The 18,556-nt window shown below is 39.4% G+C and carries 17 protein-coding genes and 2 pseudogenes; 6 read left to right on the top strand and 13 right to left on the bottom strand.

Annotated features, from left to right (window positions below):
- Positions 1–583 precede the first annotated feature (583 nt).
- From F3G86_RS05405 to F3G86_RS05390, 4 genes are all read right to left on the bottom strand, one after another.
- On the bottom strand, positions 584–1,021 hold the full coding sequence (locus F3G86_RS05405; protein ID WP_021085477.1) for a nucleotidyl cyclase domain-containing protein: 438 nt from the start codon (positions 1,019–1,021) through the stop codon (positions 584–586).
- Between the two features lie 30 nt (positions 1,022–1,051).
- Positions 1,052–2,293: an ArsS family sensor histidine kinase gene (locus F3G86_RS05400; RefSeq protein ID WP_087583134.1), complete on the bottom strand. Its 1,242-nt coding sequence runs from the start codon at positions 2,291–2,293 to the stop codon at positions 1,052–1,054.
- Complete coding sequence (locus tag F3G86_RS05395; RefSeq protein WP_002940190.1) at positions 2,293–2,970, bottom strand: response regulator transcription factor; 678 nt, start codon at positions 2,968–2,970, stop codon at positions 2,293–2,295. The genes F3G86_RS05400 and F3G86_RS05395 overlap by 1 nt, the downstream gene beginning before the upstream one ends.
- 97 nt (positions 2,971–3,067) lie before the next feature.
- Positions 3,068–4,471 (bottom strand): Do family serine endopeptidase, encoded by a 1,404-nt coding sequence (locus tag F3G86_RS05390; protein WP_149723235.1) that lies wholly within the window; start codon positions 4,469–4,471, stop codon positions 3,068–3,070.
- Positions 4,472–4,626: 155 nt separating this feature from the next.
- Here F3G86_RS05390 and F3G86_RS05385 point away from each other — a divergent pair, with 155 nt between their 5' ends.
- The 5 genes from F3G86_RS05385 to F3G86_RS05365 all read left to right on the top strand — a co-directional run bounded on the left by F3G86_RS05385 (position 4,627) and on the right by F3G86_RS05365 (position 8,124).
- Complete coding sequence (locus F3G86_RS05385) at positions 4,627–5,523, top strand: DnaJ family protein (RefSeq protein WP_009293707.1); 897 nt, start codon at positions 4,627–4,629, stop codon at positions 5,521–5,523.
- A 4-nt stretch (positions 5,524–5,527) separates the two neighbouring features.
- Positions 5,528–5,902 carry a heat shock protein transcriptional repressor HspR gene (locus F3G86_RS05380; RefSeq protein ID WP_009293705.1) on the top strand — a complete coding sequence of 125 codons (375 nt, stop codon included), beginning with the start codon at positions 5,528–5,530 and terminating at the stop codon, positions 5,900–5,902.
- A 3-nt stretch (positions 5,903–5,905) separates the two neighbouring features.
- The gene (locus tag F3G86_RS05375; protein WP_149723234.1) at positions 5,906–7,531 is read left to right on the top strand and encodes a cation:proton antiporter; all 1,626 of its coding nucleotides are present in this window, start codon (positions 5,906–5,908) and stop codon (positions 7,529–7,531) included.
- A 31-nt stretch (positions 7,532–7,562) separates the two neighbouring features.
- Complete coding sequence (locus tag F3G86_RS05370; protein WP_107797208.1) at positions 7,563–7,643, top strand: type II toxin-antitoxin system RelE/ParE family toxin; 81 nt, start codon at positions 7,563–7,565, stop codon at positions 7,641–7,643.
- 91 nt (positions 7,644–7,734) lie between these two features.
- Positions 7,735–8,124: a hypothetical protein gene (locus F3G86_RS05365; protein WP_149723233.1), complete on the top strand. Its 390-nt coding sequence runs from the start codon at positions 7,735–7,737 to the stop codon at positions 8,122–8,124.
- Between the two features lie 184 nt (positions 8,125–8,308).
- On the opposite strand, the gene F3G86_RS05360 is transcribed toward F3G86_RS05365, so the two are convergent.
- The 3 genes and pseudogenes from F3G86_RS05360 to secA all read right to left on the bottom strand — a co-directional run.
- A complete protein-coding gene (locus F3G86_RS05360) occupies positions 8,309–9,508 on the bottom strand; it encodes an ABC transporter permease (RefSeq protein ID WP_149723232.1) in 1,200 nt (399 codons plus the stop codon).
- 51 nt (positions 9,509–9,559) lie between these two features.
- Positions 9,560–9,661: pseudogene (locus F3G86_RS11195) on the bottom strand (SEC-C metal-binding domain-containing protein); the annotation flags it as partial.
- 108 nt (positions 9,662–9,769) lie between these two features.
- Positions 9,770–12,166, bottom strand: a pseudogene (gene secA, locus F3G86_RS05355) (preprotein translocase subunit SecA); the annotation flags it as partial.
- Between the two features lie 97 nt (positions 12,167–12,263).
- Between secA and lolA the strand changes: the two are divergent.
- On the top strand, positions 12,264–12,776 hold the full coding sequence (lolA, locus tag F3G86_RS05350) for a LolA-like outer membrane lipoprotein chaperone (protein ID WP_012001621.1): 513 nt from the start codon (positions 12,264–12,266) through the stop codon (positions 12,774–12,776).
- Between the two features lie 27 nt (positions 12,777–12,803).
- Here lolA and F3G86_RS05345 read toward each other — a convergent pair whose 3' ends face one another.
- The 6 genes from F3G86_RS05345 to F3G86_RS05320 are packed head-to-tail and all read right to left on the bottom strand — an operon-like array spanning position 12,804 to position 18,465.
- Positions 12,804–13,343, bottom strand: coding sequence for a hypothetical protein (locus tag F3G86_RS05345; protein ID WP_009293697.1), 540 nt, complete (start codon positions 13,341–13,343; stop codon positions 12,804–12,806).
- Positions 13,340–14,659, bottom strand: a complete 1,320-nt coding sequence (locus tag F3G86_RS05340; protein ID WP_148815393.1) for an ATP-dependent DNA helicase — start codon at positions 14,657–14,659, stop codon at positions 13,340–13,342. Before F3G86_RS05340 ends, F3G86_RS05345 begins: the two co-directional genes overlap by 4 nt.
- The gene (locus F3G86_RS05335) at positions 14,660–16,675 is read right to left on the bottom strand and encodes a bifunctional C40 family peptidase/M15 family metallopeptidase (RefSeq protein WP_148815395.1); all 2,016 of its coding nucleotides are present in this window, start codon (positions 16,673–16,675) and stop codon (positions 14,660–14,662) included.
- Complete coding sequence (locus F3G86_RS05330) at positions 16,672–17,166, bottom strand: chemotaxis protein (RefSeq protein WP_149723230.1); 495 nt, start codon at positions 17,164–17,166, stop codon at positions 16,672–16,674. Before F3G86_RS05330 ends, F3G86_RS05335 begins: the two co-directional genes overlap by 4 nt.
- Entirely contained in the window at positions 17,159–17,602 is a 444-nt protein-coding gene (locus tag F3G86_RS05325; protein ID WP_149723229.1) for a 2-thiouracil desulfurase family protein, read from the bottom strand. Before F3G86_RS05325 ends, F3G86_RS05330 begins: the two co-directional genes overlap by 8 nt.
- Complete coding sequence (locus F3G86_RS05320) at positions 17,599–18,465, bottom strand: D-amino acid aminotransferase (RefSeq protein ID WP_149723228.1); 867 nt, start codon at positions 18,463–18,465, stop codon at positions 17,599–17,601. Before F3G86_RS05320 ends, F3G86_RS05325 begins: the two co-directional genes overlap by 4 nt.
- Positions 18,466–18,556 lie beyond the last annotated feature (91 nt).

Below are 18,556 nucleotides of genomic sequence, written 5' to 3'. Positions count from 1 at the left end.
ATGAGACTGAACGGATTTGTTTTCGGCTCTAAAATTTGAGCTAAGCGGTAAGCGAAGTCAAATTTTAATAACCAACTCTTGAGAGTGAATGAAATTTTAAAATTTGTAAAAATATTTTTTAGAAATTTAAAGTTTTGTTTCTTCGTTAAGGGGGAAGAGGCTTGAATTACGGTCTGCTTGCAGTTGCGAGCTTGCGAAGTAAAAGAGCTCCCTTCCCCCTTAACAATCCCCTAAGCCCGACAACGTTAGATGTGGCATGCAATAGTGTTTCACACTGCATGCGTCTTATAAAAATTTAATACAGCTCTGGCAAATTTTAAAATTTCATGAACGAGTAATTTCGGCTCTGATTTTAGTGGCAAGCTTTGCGAAACCTAAAATCGGTAGTCAAATCTTGAGAGTGAATGGAATTTTAAAAATTTGCAAAGCAATAAACAAATTTAAATGTTTGCTTCTTTGTTAAGAGAGAATAGGTTTAAATTAAAAATACTCTTAGCTCATATAAGATTAGAGGTGCAGATAGTGCCAACACACTATCTGCTTTTTATTAGATTTTCTTATAAATTATTTTATTAAATTTATCTCAAACGATATCTTCAAAAACTTCAAATTTATCTTGATTTACAAGCATCTCAAGCAAGACACCGTAGTTATCTTTTATCTCATCTTGAAGTTTTATAGCAAGCTCTTTTGCGTCTTTTCCATCTTTTGGATAGGTAACTACTAGATCGATCGGCTCAGCGTTTAAAAACTCTTGTATGCCAGTTAGTAGCTCGCTAGCGCCTCTTTCGTTTGTGCCGTGAAGCACGACTACGTAGTGTTCATTTTCTCTTATGACAACGTCTGTTTGTCTTAGGATTTTTTCAAAAATTTCGCCATATTCTTTACTATTTGGCAAAGAAAAATATATCAGAGATAAATTTTTCGCATAGTCCTTTACGTTTTTGTATCGCTTTATAAAAGCTATCTCAAGATCGATTATTGATAAAATATCAACTGCTGAGAAGATTTTTGCCGCCATTTTTACACTCCTTTTTTTGCGGTTTTGATTTTACGCCGCTATTATATCTTGTAAATTTTCAAAAATAAAGACATTCATTCCATTTTTGTATTCATAGCCAAATTTTAGTCCATGAGCCTCAAGGATGTTGCTAACTATATATAAACCTAGACCAAAGCTCTTTTGCGCATCCTCACCTTTGATAAATGGCTGGATATAAAAGTCAAGGTCATTTTTTAGCTTCTCGCCTTGGGTTATAAATTTCATATGATCCTTGCTAACCATGATATTTACGTGCTTATCGGTTGAATACTTTATGCCATTATCTATCATGTTTTTTATAGCGACTGAAAATAGCTTAAAATCAACCATCACCCTAACCTCATCAAGCTCGCTGATGCCAACATGCTCCTTTTCAACCATCGCTATATCGATAGCTTCATCGATGAGATCTCTCATAAGGCAAGGCGTTTTATTGGTAAGTCCTATCTTTGAAGTGATCTGCTCGATCGCTGCAAGCTCGTTTATCAAATTTTCAAGCTTGTGAAAGACAGAGATGAGCCTCTCTTGATTTTTACTTTTTTCTATCATTTGTGCAGCGATCAGCCCCTTTGTGATAGGCGTTTTTAGCTCGTGCATGATATTTCTTAAGAAAAGATGCCTTGAGTCATTTAGTGCTTTGATCTGACAAACAGCCTCATAAAATGCCTCTGAAACTTCAGAAATTTCATCCTTACCGTTGCCGACATTTTGCACGCCGTCAAGCTCGCCATTTGCAAATTTTACGATCTGACGCTTTAGCTTTCTAAGCGGTTTTATCTTATAGATGACAAAGATATAAGCAGCTAGCAAGATGACTGCAACTACGGCAAACACAGCCTTTATCACCTCGTATCTGTAGGGCTGAAATTCTTTATCCATCAAAAGCTTTAGCTCGTCTAAATGCTCGATCTTTAGGTAGTGATGCTTATCATAAAGCAAGATCGCACTTGATCCTAGATCACTTGAAATTTCTTCTAAAACGGCTGCATTTTTTAAAATTTCTTCTTTTTCATTTTTAGCTGTGATCTCTGGCATATCGATGTTTGAGAGCTGGCGGTCGTACTGAGCTTTGTTTATGATGCCGCCCATATATAGTAAATTTGTCCTAGCGACGTTTGAGTATTTGTTATTTAGCTCTCTTGTGTAGTTTTGCTTGTCAAAGCCCATGAGCCACAAAAAGGCCAGAAATATCGAAACAAGCGCGAGCCCAAAGATAAACGTTATCGTGATAAATATAGAAGATCTTGGCATCAAAGAACCAACTTATAGCCGATGCCGCGGATCGCGTGGATGTATTTTGGCTCTTTTGGATTTTCATTTAGTTTTTGGCGAATTCTGCCGATGATGACGTCGATACTTTTGTTTGAGCTATCTTCATTTATGCTCTCGCAGTTGTAGATGAGCTCCTCTCTAGTGACCGCCCCACCCTCTTTTTGAAGCAGATATTTTAAGATATCATACTCCGCTGCGGTTAAATTTAGCACGCTTCCTTTAAATAAAATTTCCCGCTCAAATTCTTTTAAAACCAAGTCTTTGTTTAAATTTCTTGCCTCATTAGCTGGAGCTATGCTCTGCCTTCTTAGATGGCTTTTTATGCGAGCAAGAAGCTCTTGTGGGTCATAAGGCTTTGGTAGATAGTCATCCGCGCCGTTATCTAGGGCATTTACTTTGTCTGTTATATCGTGCCTTGCGCTTGAGATGATTATAGGGATATTGTGCTTTTTTCTTATCTCTTTGCACACCTCTAGTCCGTCCATGCCAGGGAGTGTAAGATCAAGGATAACTAGGTCAAATTCACTTGTATTTAAAGTAGATAGTCCGATATATGGCTCCTCAGCCGTCGTTACTTTTATGTCGTAGTTTTCTAGGTATTCAGTTAAAATTTCAGCAAGCTCCATATCATCTTCTATCATTAAAATTCTAGTCATGATCTTTCCTGATGTAAATTTATTTTTAAGGATTATAGCAGATAAAGGTTTTAAAAATTTAAAAGAGTTAAGAGCTGAAATTTCAGCTCTTAAGTAGTTATTTTATAACAAGGCCTTGCATGATGCCACCGCGGTTTATCCACACTAGCGTCTTTTTGCCTTTTGCATTTTTAACAGTGCTTGCAAATGTTTGAATATCTTTTATGCTCTCTTCGCCAACTTGAACGATCACGTCGCCTCTTTCAAAGCCAAAGTCTTCAGCTTTTGAACCACTTTTTACATCAGTTACAAGCACGCCTTGAGTATCTGGGCTGATTTTATACTTAAATCTTATCTCATCGCTTAGATTACTAACGCTAAGACCTTCGATGATGACGCTTTTTGTCGCATCTTTTGCGTTGTGATCCATATTTACAAGCTTAATTTTTGTATTCATCACTTTATTTGATCGCTCGTAAGTTATATCAACGCTGCTATTTGGAGTTAGTGAGCCGATGAAATTTTTAAGATCATTTGCGTTTTTGATAGCTTTGCCGTTTGCAGATATGACCAAGTCGCCTCTTTTTAACCCTGCTTCATCTGCTGGCATGCCCTGCTCTACGCCGCTTATTAAAGCGCCTTCTTTATTTGTATAAAGCTCTTTTTGCTCATCAGTTAAATTTGCGATCGTAACACCGATAAAACCACGCTCGATCTTGCCGTCTGTTATTAGCTTTTTAGCGATATCTTTTACCATATTTGATGGGATCGCAAAGCCTATGCCGTTGTTGCCACCACTTTTTGAAAGTATGGCTGAGTTTATACCGACTAAATAGCCCCTGCTATCAACCAAAGCGCCACCTGAGTTACCAGGGTTTATAGAGGCGTCTGTTTGGATGAAATTTTCATATTGATTAAGTCCGATATCATCTTTGTTTAGCCCTGAGACGATGCCTTGAGTGATGCTCTCACCTACGCCAAATGGATTGCCTATAGCAAAGACGACATCTGCGTCAAGCAGCTTTGATGAGTCGGCAAATGTTATCGCATTTAGCCCATTTGCCTCTATCTTTATAACGGCTAGATCGGTTTTTGGATCGCTGCCTATTAGCTTGGCTTTATACTCCTTGCCACCCTTTGCCAAGGTCACAACGATCTGGTCGCTATCTTCGATGACGTGGTTGTTTGTAACGATGTAGCCGTCATTTGAGATGATGACGCCAGAGCCAAGAGAAGTTGTCTTTTCTTTCTCTTTTGGCTTTGCAAAGTTAAATCCAAAAAATTCATTAAAAAACGGGTCGTTAAACATCTGCTCGATGCCTGCGTTGCTTACTGTTTTTGTAGTTGAGATATTTACAACTGAAAGTTTTGCCTGAGCGATAGAGTCGTAGTATGAGAGGATACTATTTTTATCGCTTAAGGGCGAAACTCTAGTTACATCTTGGTTTGCTTCGTTAAATTTAATATCAGCTCCCATTAGCAAAGAAGCCGCTGCTAATGAAATTAGCATAAATTTTTTCATTTTTTTCCTTTAAATTGAAAATGTCTTGAAATTATAAATAGAGCTTAAAAATAAAATCTTAACGCTTTTTTCTCCTTTGTAAATAAAAATAAACTTGACTTGCATAGACTAAAGTTTTGTGATATAATCCGTGTCAAAAAACATAAGGAGAATATATGAGCGAAAGCTTATATGAAACTTTAGGAGTTTCAAAAGGCGCATCAAGCGACGAGATAAAAAAAGCTTATAGAAAACTTGCTAGAAAGTACCACCCAGACATCAACAAAGACCCTGGAGCAGAGGATAAATTTAAAGAGATAAACGCTGCTTATGAAATTTTAAGTGATGAGAAAAAACGTGCCCAGTATGATCAATACGGCGATAATATGTTTGGCGGTCAAAATTTCCACGACTTTGCCAGAGGTTCAGCCGATATGGGCGATCTAAACGATATCTTGAAAAATATCTTCTCAGGCGGATTTGGCGGAGGCGGCGCTAAATTTAGCGGTGGCTTTGGCGGAGGTTTTGAGGGATTTGAAGGCTTTGGCGGAGGTGGATTTGGCTTTGGCGGAGCTGATCTAGACGTAAATGCCAAAATTTCTATACCATTTGACGTAGCTGTAACTGGCGGCGAACATAAGATAAATTTTAATGGCGAAAGCATCAAGATAAAGATCCCAAGCGGCATAGAAGGCGGCGAAAAACTTCGCATAAAAGGCAAAGGCAAGAGTGCTGGCGGTCAAACTGGCGATCTTATACTTGCTATTAGCGTTGAGCCAAGTGACGAGTACGAAAGAGTCGGAGATGATCTATATAAAGATGTAGAAATTCCACTAAAAACTATGCTTTTTGGCGGCAAGATAAATGTACATACATATAAAAAAGATGTAACCATCAAAATCGCTGAGAACTCAAAAACAGGCACAAAGATCCGCTTGAAAGGATACGGCGTGCAAAACAGAAAGAGCGGAATTTATGGCGATCTTTACTTAAAAGCTAGAGTAAAACTTCCAAATATCAGCGAGCTTGACGAGGGCTTAGTAAAAGAGTTAAAAGAAAAATTACCGGAGTAAAAAAATGCAAAATTATGAAGAACCACTTTTTTTAATAAGCGTTGTAGCAAAGGTTTTAAGCATACATCCACAAACTTTAAGACAATACGAAAGAGAGGGACTTGTTGAGCCATCAAGAACAGATGGCAAGATGAGGCTCTACTCACAAAAAGACGTTGATCGCGTCAAAACGATACTAAATTTGACCCGCGAACTTGGCGTAAATTTAGCAGGTGTTGATGTGATACTTCAGTTAAAAGAGAAAATTGACGATTTAGAAGCAACTATTGATGAGTTAAATAAAAAATTACACGAAGCTACCAGTCAAACTAGCACTAAAAGATCGCTAGTAAAGAGAAAAAGTAGCTTTGATCTTGTATTTTACGAAGGCAAAAAATAATATATGGAACAAATTTTAGAAGGCTTCTTGCTTGTCGCTGCGATCTCAGTCGCGTTAAATGTCATTTTTAAGAAATTTCAGATACCAACCATCATCGGCTACATCGTAACTGGCACGCTTATATCAGAATTTTTCAACCTAAAAAGCAACGATGAAATTTCTCATATAGCGGAATTTGGTATCGCATTTTTGATGTTTACGATCGGACTTGAGTTTAGCTTTAAGCACCTGATGAGCATGAAAAAAGAGGTCTTTCTAAATGGCGGTCTGCAAGTTTGCTTAAGCGGCTTTGTGATGGGCGTGATGCTCTACTACGCGCTTCATCTAAAGGACGAGACAGCGCTTATAGCTGGTCTTGCCTTTGCTCTATCATCAACTGCGATCGTGCTAAAAACGTTAAATGACAATGGCGATGTGAGTAAAATTTATGGTAGAAAGGCACTTGGAATTTTGCTATTTCAAGATATCGCCGTCATCCCGATCTTGCTTATGATAGATATGTTTAGCTCGCAAGATGCCTCGATAAATGAGCTTTTGCTAAAAACATTTACGAGTGCGGTTATCCTTATCGTTGTGCTATTTTTGCTCGGCAAATACGTCATCAACTGGATATTTTACAAAGTCGTTCAGACAAACTCTCAAGAGGTCTTTATCGCAACGATCCTCTTTTTAGTCGTTGGCGCTAGCACGCTAGCTCACTTCTTTGGCTTTTCATACTCTCTTGGTGCATTTTTAGCTGGTATGATGATGGCAGAGACGCAGTATAAGCACCAGATCGAGGTCGATCTCATACCTTTTAGAGATCTGCTTCTTGGACTATTTTTTATAACCGTTGGCATGCAGATAAATTTTGTAGTCGTGCTCTCAAACATCTGGCTAGTTCTAGGGCTAGTCTTTAGCATAATGGTCGTAAAAGCCATCGTCGTTTTTGCCGTTTTAAATATCTACTTAAAACGCAGGGTAGCTGCTAAGACCGCACTTAGCGTCTGCCAGATCGGAGAATTTGCACTGGCTGTCTTTGGGCTGATGACTACAAGAAATTTACTTGATGTCCAAACAGCTCAAATTTTCATCGCAGCCTCTGTTATATCGATGTTTGCAACACCTTTTATACTTAAAAAGCTTGACGTTTTAGCTGATCTTGTAGAGCGTGAGGTGGTAGTTGAGTCAAACGAGACCTTAAAGCCACAAAAACTAAAAAATCACATCGTGGTCTTTGGCTACGATAGGCTTGGCCAAGAGGTCGTTTTAAGGTTAAAAGAGACAAAGCTTTTATACATCGTGCTTGATAATGATATCAGTCTAGTCGAGCTTGGTAGGAGCCGCGGGGAAAATGTATTTTTAGGAAACGTGCTTCAAAGCAACACTCTTGAAAATGCCTGCTTAAACGACGCAGCAGCCGTTATCATAACAGTTAGCAACGAGCAAAGAGTTGAGCTGATCGCACAAAAGATCAAAGACTACGGAGCAAATATCCAAACGATCATCAAAGCAAATGGCGAGGGCAACAAAGATATCTTTGGCGAGCTAGGCGAGAATTTCCACCTTATAAGCGAGGAGCGCGTCATGGCAAAAACCCTTGTTCATGAAGCCCTTCAATGCAAGATCGACCACGACGTAAGAGCGTAGGTAAAAACAGGATAAAAATACCTTAAAAAGGATAAACAGCGAACACCGCTTGGCTTACGCAGTAGATGAGACTACGATCTACATAATAGCCTGCAAAGGGCATTATAATTAAATTTTTTGCTCTCAACATCTTTTCATAAGTCTTTTTAAAATATAACTTTATTATAATCACATCGTTTTATAAAATTTCAAAAGGATAAATTATGAGAAAAATGTTTTTATTTAGCTTGGCTACATTATCTTTATTAACAATTAGTGCTAATGCTAGAGAGTATAAGTGTACCGATAAAGATGTTATTGTAGCTGCTTTAAAAGCCGATCCATCTACAGAAGGGGCTTCTATTTCAGCTCGTATGCAAGTTCTACACGGATTTCGCCCTTGGAAGATAGAAAATATTGAACAAAGAGGCTTTACGCCAAAAACAATGATAGGATGTATGGCTGATACAAATGGAGCTTATATAACCTATGTAATTCACGTTGATAAAGAAACTGGAAAAGCGTTTGTGCTCCCACACCCTACTCAAAGCTATGCTAAATTTAAAAGGGTAACTAGCAAAAAAGATCACGGAGCATATATACCAGTAAATTAACTAGACGTTCTTTATCTTGCAAAAATTCTAATCAATGCTATGTAGTTAGAATTTTTCAAGACAAAAATTTGTTATAAAGATGATAAATAGTTCAAATTTCATCTTTATAACAGTAAATTTTAGTGCTTTAGATTTATAAATTTAAAAGCGAAGTATCAAATTTAAAGCCTAGCTTTGCCAGGCTTTACTCATTTCTTAAAGTTTGAAGGACATTTACCTCTGTGGCTTTTTTAGCTGGATAATAAGACGAGATAGCCACGATAAACACAGCTCCAACTACGATAAGCACAAGATCTATCGTTGAGAGTTCAAGTGGCAGTTTGCTTGAGCCATAGACGTCAGCTGGCAGGTCTATGATGTTGAAATTTCCAAGTAAAAATAGCCCCAAAAAGCCAAGCACTAAGCCAAATATGATGCCACCTCCGCCGATAACTAGCCCTTGATAAAAAAAGCTTCTTTTTATCTCGCCTTTGCTAGCTCCAAGTGCTAGAAGCAAGGCGATCTCCTGCCTGCGGTTCATCACCGTCATTAGTAGTGAGCTTATGATATTTAGCGACGCCACAAGTATAATAAGCATCAAAACTATAAAAAGTGCTCTTTTTTCAAGTGCGAGTGCTGAGAAAAAGTTGCCATTTTGCTCCCACCAGCCAATGGCAACCGTGCCTGCTGGAAGCCCCTCGCGCACCCTTTTTATATCATCAAATGGCTTACTTGAAAAGATGTGAATTCCATCATAAACGCCCTTTGGATAGTCCAAAATTTTCCTTAATGCATCAACCGAAGTATATGAAAATGCCTTATCGTAGGCGATTAGCCCAGATGTAAATGAGCCACCGATGTCAAAGCGTTTCATCTTTGGCGTTAGCGAAAAGCCAGCAGGATCAGCCTTTGTAAAGATAAGCGTTAGTTTTTCATCATCTCTTAGTCTAAACTCACTCGTTATGCCGCTTCCCACAAGTATCTCAAAACCCTCTAGCTCTTTGTCTTTTAAAGCTTCATTTACGACTGAGTTTATCTGCTTTTCATCTTTAAAATTTACGCCATAAATTAGCCCGCCTTCAAGCGCATTTGCCGAGCGGTAAATGACCTGCGTGCTGATATATGGACTAAATTTAAGGTCGCTAAATTTAGCCTTTAGCTCATCTACAAAGCCATCATCGATCGATCCTTTAAAGGCGCTTTGAACGGTTATAGGATAGTTCATCGTAAAAAGTTTGCGCTCAAATTCTTTGTCAAATCCGTTCATAATAGCCATAGCAACTATTAAAACCATAAGACCGATGCTAACACCAAGAAAGGCAAGCAACGCACTTAGAGCGATAAATGGCTGAGTTTTATCAAATCTTAAATATTTAAAAAGTAGGTACTTTGGTAAGCTTGTCATCAAATAGCCTTTAAAAGATTAAGGCGCTTTGGCGCCTTAAAAGTAGAAATTTTAAGCAAATATGCCTTTTTTAGGGCCACTTTTGCCGTGGCAATCTTTATATTTTTTACCGCTTCCGCAAGGGCATGGAGCGTTTCTTGGTATCTTTTTTTCTGGCGTGAAATTTTCATCTTCACCTTGGTTGTTGTAGTTTAGAGGCTCATTTTCAGCATTTTGACTAGCTTCTAGCATCATCCTAGCTTGCTCTTCTTGCTCCTCACGGCTCTTAAATCTAACGATTTGAAGCGTTTTAACGCTCTCAGTTTTTAGTCTGCCAACTAGCTCCATAAAGAGGTTGTAGCTCTCTTTTTTATATTCAACTAGCGGATCTTTTTGATTATACCCTCTTAGACCTATACCAGTTTTTAGGATATCCATCTGATAGAGGTGCTCTCTCCACGCATTATCAAGTACTTGAAGGTATAAAATTTTCTCTATATCTTTTCTTTGCTCTTCGTTTAGCACGCTCATCTTTTCGTTATATCTAACCTCTAAAATTTGCGCTATTTTCTCTACTAGTTCATTATACTCTAGTCCTTTTAGCTCGCTCTCGTCGATCTCTTCGCCGCAGTCCGCAAGGATGATAGAGCATAAATTTTTAATGTCATAGTCATCTTTCAAGCCGCCATGGAAAATTTCAGCCGTATCAAGTAAATTTGTAGCGTATTCAACTCTGTTTTGAGCTATCTTTTCGCTCATATCGTAGTTTTTATCAAGTAGCTCATCGCGGTATTTATAGATAGTCTTTCTTTGCTCATTTGCCACGTCGTCATACTCAAGCAAGTGCTTTCTAGCCTCAAAGTGCAAGCTCTCGACTTTCTTTTGAGCATTTTCAACAGCCCTTGTCACCATGCGGCTCTCGATGCTTTCGCCCTCGTCGATACCAAGTCTATCCATGATAGCTTTTATACGGTCACTACCAAAAATTCTTAAAAGATTATCCTCCAAGCTTAGGTAAAATCTACTCATGCCAGGATCGCCCTGACGTCCAGCACGGCCACGGAGCTGATTATCTATCCTTCTACTCTCGTGCCTTTCGGTGCCGATGATATATAGACCGCCGAGATCTCTCACCTCGTCGTTTATCCTGATATCAACACCACGTCCAGCCATGTTTGTAGCGATAGTCACAGCACCTTTTACGCCAGCTTGTGCGATGATCTCAGCCTCTTTTTCATGGTTTTTAGCATTTAGCACAGAGTGTGGGATGCCAGCTTTTTTAAGCATCTCATGAAGCACCTCACTACGCTCGATACTTGCAGTTCCCACAAGCACTGGCTGACCTTTCTCGTGAGCTTTTTTGACTTCATCGATAACTGCTTTAAATTTCTCGTTTTGAGTTTTATAGATAAGATCGTTTTGATCGATCCTCTTAACTGGCACGTTTGTCGGGATCGAGATAACTTCAAGGTTGTAAATTTGAGAAAACTCAGTAGCCTCTGTCTGAGCCGTACCAGTCATACCTGCAAGCTTTTTATACATCCTAAAGTAGTTTTGGTATGTTGTATCGGCAAGAGTTTGGCTCTCTTCTTGGATTTTTACGCCCTCTTTTGCCTCAAGTGCTTGGTGAAGCCCCTCGCTAAAGCGCCTACCCTCACTTAGACGTCCTGTAAATTCATCAACGATGACGACCTCGCCATCTTTTACGACATAATGAACGTCTTTTTCAAAGAGATTGTGAGCTTTTAGAGCTTGATCTAAGTGGTGGCTTAGCACGGCGTTTTCAAGGTTGTATAGATTTTCAACTCCAAAGAGCTTTTCAGCCTTGCTTATGCCAGCTTCTGTGATCATTATCGTTCTATTTTTTTCATCTACTATAAAATCCCCAGTTGGCTTTGAGCCTGGCACGTTTGGATCAGCTGGAGTGCCTCTGGTAAGCTGTTTTGCGACTTGATCAGCTCTTATATAGCCATCAAGCGTGCGGTTTGTTGGACCAGAGATGATAAGTGGTGTTCTAGCCTCATCTATCAAAATACTATCAACCTCATCCACGATAACGAAGTTATGGCCTCTTTGCACCTTTTGGCTAGCTTCAAATTTCATATTATCACGCAGATAGTCAAAGCCAAATTCTGAGTTTGTGCCGTATGTTATGTCAGCGTTATAGGCAGCTTGTCTTACTTCATCGTCGTATCCGCCACTTAGTATCACATCTACGCTTAAACCTAAAAAGTTATAAAGCTCGCCCATTTGCGTCGCGTCACGCTTTGCAAGGTAGTCATTTACTGTTACTACATGCACACCCTTGCCACTCATCGCGTTTAATATAACTGGTAAAGTCGCCACCAAGGTCTTACCCTCGCCTGTCTTCATCTCAGCGATCCTGCCTTCATTTAGCACCATGCCGCCGATTAGCTGCACGTCAAAATGGCGCATCTTAAGCACCCTTTTGCTAGCCTCTCTAACTAACGCAAAGACATCATTTAAAATTTGATCTAAAGTGACTTTCTCTTCGACGACTTGGGCTTTTAGCTCGTTAAATTTGATCTTAAGCTCATCGTCGCTCATCTTCTCATAAGTAGGCTCTAGCGCGTTTATCTGCGCCACACGTTTTATATATTTTTTGACTTCTCTATCGTTTTTCGTGCCAAAAATCTTTCTAAATACCGATGAAATCATTACTTTACCTTCCTAAATTTTTAAACTTTGGATCTTAGCATAGTTTAACTATTTATTTAATTAAACTGGGCTAGAATACGCCAAAAAAGGATAAAAAATGAGAAAATTTTTAGTTGCTTCTCTTGTTGCAGTTTGCTCATTTGGCGCTGGCTTAAATTTTAAAAGCCTGCAAAGTGACTTTACTCAAACTGTCTTTAGCGAGGGAAAAAGTGTAAATTACAAGGGTAGATTTTACGCTAAAAGCGACAACACCGCGCTTTGGATATATGAAAGTCCAACACCAAAGAGAATTTACTTTGACAAAGACAAGGTGGTCGTGATCGAAGATGAGCTCGAGCAAGCCATCATCTCAAGGCTAGATGACACGCCAAATTTGACGCAGGTTTTGGCTCACGCAGAGCAAATTCAGCCGACACTTTATAAGGCGATATATGACGGGGTTGAGTACTTTATAACGATCAAAAACACGCTTCCAACGACGATTGATTATAAAGACAAACTCTCAAATAAGATAAAAATAACTCTAAGCAACCCTGTAAAAGACGCGCTCATACCAAAAGAGACGCTAACTCCAGTCATCCCACAAGGTTACGACATCGTAAATCAATAAATTTGGCTAACTTTTAGCCAAATTTACTCACTTCTCTCCGAAGTCTTTTCCAAATTCTTGCACATTATTTAGATCGATCGGCTTTTGCACCACGTCATTTGGATCAGGTGCGACGATGATCTCATTGCCTTTTTTCTTCTTTTCTGGCTTTGTCATCACATCTTCATTTACGCTTGGATCAGAGCATAAATTTTGGCTTTTTATCGCTTTTATGATCTCGCTTAGCTCTAGATTATTTATCACTTTGATGTTTAAAATAAGCACGTCATCGATATCAAGCGAGTGTTTTTTGGCTGCGTATTTCATAAAGAGCTCTTTAAATTTCTCTTTTCCCATTGAGGTGAGGATGTCCTCCACATAAAAGCTACCAACAACGACGTTTAGCGCATCAAGCACGTAGGCTTCGTTCTCCTCCACATCACGTCCGACAACTTCAAGGTTCATGCTTATCTTTTTTGTTAAATTTTGTCCAGCTTTTGAGTAGATATCTGTTTGAAAGTCACTCACTTTTAGCACATCTGCAAATGCAAAAACGCCAAAAACAAGGCTTAAAAATAGCTTTTTCATAAACTCTCCTTAATATGCAAAAATACGTTTTCTTGGTAAAATTTCTTAACTTCGTCGTCAATTTTAACCACTTTTCTTAAATGCTGCCTAAAATCACTTTTCTTATCATAAAAAAGTTTTAAATTTTTAGGATTTACCGCGCGAGAAAGTGCGACGTAGAGCTGTCCTTTGGCAAAGATATAGTTGATGTTGCAAATGAGCGAATTTATGCTCATACCTTGAGACTTGTGGATAGTTAGCGCATAAGCTAGCTTAAATGGAAACTGATAAAGCGAGGCCTGCACGTTCTCCTCGATCTCGTCTTCGTTTAAATTTAGCGCGCAAAAGTTATAAGCGCACTTTTCTATCTCGCAGATCTCGCCGCTATCTTTTTGCACGATCACGCTTGAAATGGCGCCATTTTCTTTTAAAATTTGCATGATCTTGCCCTGCTCGCCGTTGTAGTACTCGCCCCATTTATTTGAAGTAAAGATGATTTTTGCGCCTATCTTCATCTCCAAATTTCTTGAGATATTTAGCGTATTTGCCCACTTTTCAAACTCTTTTTTATCTAAATTTTCATCCATAACAAGCACGTCCGAGTTTGAAATTTCAAGTGGTGCATTAAGCGCGAGAAGTCTCTTTTGATTTAGCATCTCAGCCTCTGCGTTTCTGCCAAAAAGCACGCTAGTCTCGCTATCAGGTTCAATAGCATCCACTCGCAAGCTCTCGATATAAGCTATCATCTCATCATCTAGCTCGCCAACTCTAAGGCGAGAGAGAATTTCATAAAATTTAAGATCATTTGTGCGTTTTGAGAGCAAAAGCTCGACATTTGTAAATTTCATATCCTCCCACGCACTGGAGTTAAAGGCGTATAAAAAGTTAAAAAGTTTGCTCTCATTTTGCTCTTTTTGCACGGGTGGCAGCTGATAAAAGTCGCCCACTATAAGCACTCTGCCCTTAAATTTAGAGGTAAGCAAGCGGTATCTTATCATCTCCATCACGTTTGAGCTAACCATCGAAATTTCGTCTATTACAAGCAGATCGCAGGCATCTAGCATATTTCGTAGCTTGCTTAGCTTATCTTTTTGGCGGTAGTCAAGCCGTCTTAGCTCCTCGTAGTCCTTGCAGTAGCCAAATTTAAAAAAGCTATGCAAGCTCACTCCTCCAAGGCTAACAGCGCTTATGCCAGTTGAGCCAAGGATGACGACGTTTTTGAAATTTTCTTTGTAGTGTCTGATGATGGAGGCGGTCAGATAGCTCTTGCCAACACCGCCACCACCAGTCAAAAAGACATTTGAGCGAGATAAAATTTCTAAAATTTGATCTTTCATCTACTCAAACATCTCTGGGCGATACTCAAAATGCATCGTATCAAAGTGCTTCCAGCGTCCGCCCCAGATAAATTTGTGCTTCTCGAAAACTCGCACGATCTTTTCAGGGATCAAATTCTCATAGCCCTTGCTCCACTGCCAGTAGTGGCTCTTTTTTACATTTATATCGATCGCGATGCCGTAGCTGTGCGCGCTTAGGCGGTTTGTGCCAGCGATGATGCGCCACTTAAATGTCCCGCCTGGATCTTTTAGGTACAGAAGTAAATTTGGATCGCTCTTTACCATCTCGTTTAGCTCGTTGCTCACATCCTGCAAGGCAGCTGCGGCGCCATTTTTAGAGTTAAATTTTAAAGGCAAATTTAAAAAATCCTTTAGCCAGATGACATCAACCAAATTTGCTTTTACCGCGCTCTCACTTGAGCCATAAATTTTGTCTAAAAGCTCGTAGTTTCTGCATCTACCAGCATCACTTAGGGCCGCGCTAAGTGGCGAAAACGCAGCGTAATCAAGCGCGTTCATATCCTCTATGTCAGCCCCAGTGCTGCACTCTTCATCTTTTTGTTTAAAATCATCATAGACCAAACTCGTGCCATCACTAAATTTAACCAAATTTTCTTCGATCTTCACGCCGTAAGCTCGCTGCAAAGCTGAGATCTTTCTAGCCTTATCTAGCATCCCTTGCTCAGGTCTCATCACATTTATAGAATCAACCTTAGAAATTAGCAAATTTGCACTTTGTATGTCGCTTCTGTTTTGTCCGATATTTAGCGTAGTTATCGCGGTCGCTCCGATTAGCGCTCTGCCATTATTTGTAGTCTTTAGCCCCCAAGCATCATGCACGACGTAGATATCATCGCCCTTGTATCCAGCATAGAGCATGATATGGCCTGGCAGATGCACGAGCGTGAGATATGGCACGCCCTTTTCTTTTATCTCTTTGCTCTTTGCAGCGTTACTAAGACCTTTTAGATTGATCTTTTCGCCCATATTTGCCTGCGCCCTTGAGTTCCTAGGTAACCACACGCCAAAGCTTGCTAGCAAGTCTTTTGTAAAAAGCGAGCAGTCTCTTAGCTTATCCACCCCGCCCCAGCCATAAGGCTGAGTAAGAAGCGAGCTAAGAAGTGTTTTTAAATTTGAGTCGTTAAATTTAAGTGGAAAAAGGGCGCTAAAAGACTTTGGGAGGACAAACTCCCTAAGCATATTTCTTACATAAATTTTGCCGTAGTAGTTTTTATCATCTTGCGCTAAAACTGGCAGTATCGCGCCGACACGTGAGTAAAATAAAAAGTTTCCGCCCTTGTCATAAACTGGCATCTTATCGGTTTTTATCGTTACAAAGCTTGATTTTTGATAGGCAAGCGCCTCTTCATCGCTTATAAATTTGATATCTTCAACCTTCACCCAGCCCCAAACCGCATCATCACTCACAAACGCCCACGCCCTATCCTTTGAGAGGTGCGATACAAAGAGCGGATGAGCGATGCTTAGGGTTGATTCTTGCAAATAATCAAACGGATAGCCCTCACCTGGGGTTTGCGGGTTTAAAAATATCGGCTCGTCGGTTGGGAAATTTCTTACAGCTGTGTTTGCAGAAGTTAGAGCGTAAGCTGAAATTTGCAAAAAGCTAGCGAAATTTGCGTTATCTTTTTGCGCGTCAAACCAGCTTTGAGGTATCTGCCTAAAATTTGAGCCAAAATACTTTCTTTTTTCGCTTGGCTTATATACATTAAACGCCCAAAAAGCGTCATTTGGGTTAAATTTCACGCCTCTTAGAGTAAAAACTTTAAACCTTCTTTTTAAAATTTCATCCTGAGCAAAGCTCGCACTTTGCATATTTTGAGGTAGCGACGAGGCGTCTTGTTTTACTTCAAATTCAAGCAAGCTGATGCGCTCATTTGGCTTATAGACATTTTCGTCTGGCAGGGCATTTTGCTGCTTGTTTGGCTCTGGTTTTGTTGTCTGCGAACAACCCAAAAACAAAGCAACACTAAGTGCTAAAAATATACCTTTTTTCAAATTTCTTCCTTATCCTTAAATATAGCTTCTACGATCAAAACAAAGATATAAAACATCTTTTCATCGTTGTTTTTGCAAATTTGCTTCATCGTCTCGTTTTGATCCCTGACCTTTATATCGTTTGATCTTAAAATTTCTGCAATGTCTGAGCCAAATTTCTTTGAAATTTCCCCAACTTTGACATCGTTTAGCGCGTTTAAAAACCTTGCCACATTGCAATCCATCTGCACTGGCTTGTGCTTTAAGATATTTTTAAACTCAAGGTTTAGCTTTTTTAGCTTTTTCTTCTTGACGTAGCTGTGAATGATAGTTAAAACAACCAAGCTAAAGCCAAAGAAAATGTGCAAATTTAGCGAATTTTCGCTCATCTCTCCCTTTAAAAAGAGCACGCCGCTTGCAAAAAGCCCCACCACGCAGACAAAAAGTAGCAGCAATATGATGTATTTAAAGACGACCTCTAGCCAGACGTTATCTTTTAGCCTCTCAAACATCAAGCCGCCCTATCTCATCTTCGCTAAAAACTAAAATTTCATTTTCTTTTAGCAGTTTTGCTGCTACGCCGTCACCTAAAATGAGCTTTTTAGTGAAGCTTCCATCATAAATTTGCCCGCTCCCACAGCTTGGGCTTCTAGCCTTTAAAATAGCCTTTTTACAGCCATTTAGCTTAGCTATCTTCAGGCAAATTTTAGCTCCATTGATGAAATTTTCGCTCACATCTTTGGCGGTTTTTGTGAGAACAAGCCCATTTTTCATCTCAGCTGGCTCTCTTGGTGTGCTAAGTCCGCCAAAAACCTCTGGACAGACGAAAAGTAGATGATATCTCTTTGAAATTTCATCTAAAACGCCACTATCTAAAAGGTTGTTTTCGCCATTAAATTTGCAGTTTATGCCAGCAAGGCAGGCGCTTATTAAGACCTTTTCTCTCAAAGTCCAGCTTCTTTTAAAAGCTCGCTAGCATAAATTTCACGAAGTTTGCTTGAGATTTCGCCAACTTTTGCGCCGTTTATCGCCTTGCCGTCAGCATAAATCACTGGCAAAAGGATGAGCGTAGCAGCCGAGATAAAGACTTCATCGGCGCTATAAACCTCGTCCATGCTAAATTTACGCTCCTCTATCTTTAGGCCGATATCTTTAGCAATCCTTAAAAGCCTCATACGGCGTATCCCTGGTAAAATTTCATTTGAAAGTGGCTTTGTGATAAGAGTTTTATCTTTGATGATAAAAGCGCTCGAGCTACAGCCCTCTGTAACAAAGCCGTTTTCTACCATAAAGCCCTCGTCCGCGCCCTTTTTGTGAGCCTCGTTTTTGGCGTAGCACTGAGCTAGAAGCGAGATCGATTTGATATCGCGCCTCTTCCACCTGATGTCCTCGACACTTACCACTTTTATGCCAGTTTTTGCAGCTTGGTTGTTTAAAATTTCACTCTCGTAGCAAAAGATAAAGACGCTTGGGATTAAATTTTCCATAAAATAGAAATTTCTAAACGCCACACCTCTTGTTACTTGCATGTAAATTCCGCCCTCTTTTAGGGCGTTTTTTGCGATCATCTCATTTAAGATCGCTTCAAATTTCTCTTTTTCGTAAGGCAGGCTTATATCTATCTCGTTTAAGCTTCTCTCAAATCTCGCCCAAAAGCCCTCTTTATCAACCATTTTTGAATTTATCACAGGCACTACTTCATAAATTCCATCGCCAAATATAAATCCTCTATCAAATGCGCTAACTTTTGCCTCATCTTTTGGCAAAAACTCGCCATTTAAAAAGACCGTTTCTAAAGCTTTATCTGCCATTTTTAGCTCCTTAAATTTTAGGCAAATTGTATCTAATTTTGTTTGAATTTATAGATTTTTAGATACAATGAGCTGAAATTTTTAAGGTAAA

Source organism: Campylobacter concisus (genome assembly GCF_902460595.1).
GTDB lineage: Bacteria > Campylobacterota > Campylobacteria > Campylobacterales > Campylobacteraceae > Campylobacter_A > Campylobacter_A concisus_BL.
This window is presented reverse-complemented; position numbering and strand designations above follow the sequence as displayed.

Coding starts and splice junctions, on each gene's coding strand:
- F3G86_RS05405 (WP_021085477.1), bottom strand. CDS start 1,021: ATGGCGGCAAAAATCTTCTCAGCAGTTGATATTTTATCAATAATCGAT.
- F3G86_RS05400 (WP_087583134.1), bottom strand. CDS start 2,293: ATGCCAAGATCTTCTATATTTATCACGATAACGTTTATCTTTGGGCTC.
- F3G86_RS05395 (WP_002940190.1), bottom strand. CDS start 2,970: ATGACTAGAATTTTAATGATAGAAGATGATATGGAGCTTGCTGAAATT.
- F3G86_RS05390 (WP_149723235.1), bottom strand. CDS start 4,471: ATGAAAAAATTTATGCTAATTTCATTAGCAGCGGCTTCTTTGCTAATG.
- F3G86_RS05385 (WP_009293707.1), top strand. CDS start 4,627: ATGAGCGAAAGCTTATATGAAACTTTAGGAGTTTCAAAAGGCGCATCA.
- F3G86_RS05380 (WP_009293705.1), top strand. CDS start 5,528: ATGCAAAATTATGAAGAACCACTTTTTTTAATAAGCGTTGTAGCAAAG.
- F3G86_RS05375 (WP_149723234.1), top strand. CDS start 5,906: ATGGAACAAATTTTAGAAGGCTTCTTGCTTGTCGCTGCGATCTCAGTC.
- F3G86_RS05365 (WP_149723233.1), top strand. CDS start 7,735: ATGAGAAAAATGTTTTTATTTAGCTTGGCTACATTATCTTTATTAACA.
- F3G86_RS05360 (WP_149723232.1), bottom strand. CDS start 9,508: ATGACAAGCTTACCAAAGTACCTACTTTTTAAATATTTAAGATTTGAT.
- lolA (WP_012001621.1), top strand. CDS start 12,264: ATGAGAAAATTTTTAGTTGCTTCTCTTGTTGCAGTTTGCTCATTTGGC.
- F3G86_RS05345 (WP_009293697.1), bottom strand. CDS start 13,343: ATGAAAAAGCTATTTTTAAGCCTTGTTTTTGGCGTTTTTGCATTTGCA.
- F3G86_RS05340 (WP_148815393.1), bottom strand. CDS start 14,659: ATGAAAGATCAAATTTTAGAAATTTTATCTCGCTCAAATGTCTTTTTG.
- F3G86_RS05330 (WP_149723230.1), bottom strand. CDS start 17,166: ATGTTTGAGAGGCTAAAAGATAACGTCTGGCTAGAGGTCGTCTTTAAA.
- F3G86_RS05320 (WP_149723228.1), bottom strand. CDS start 18,465: ATGGCAGATAAAGCTTTAGAAACGGTCTTTTTAAATGGCGAGTTTTTG.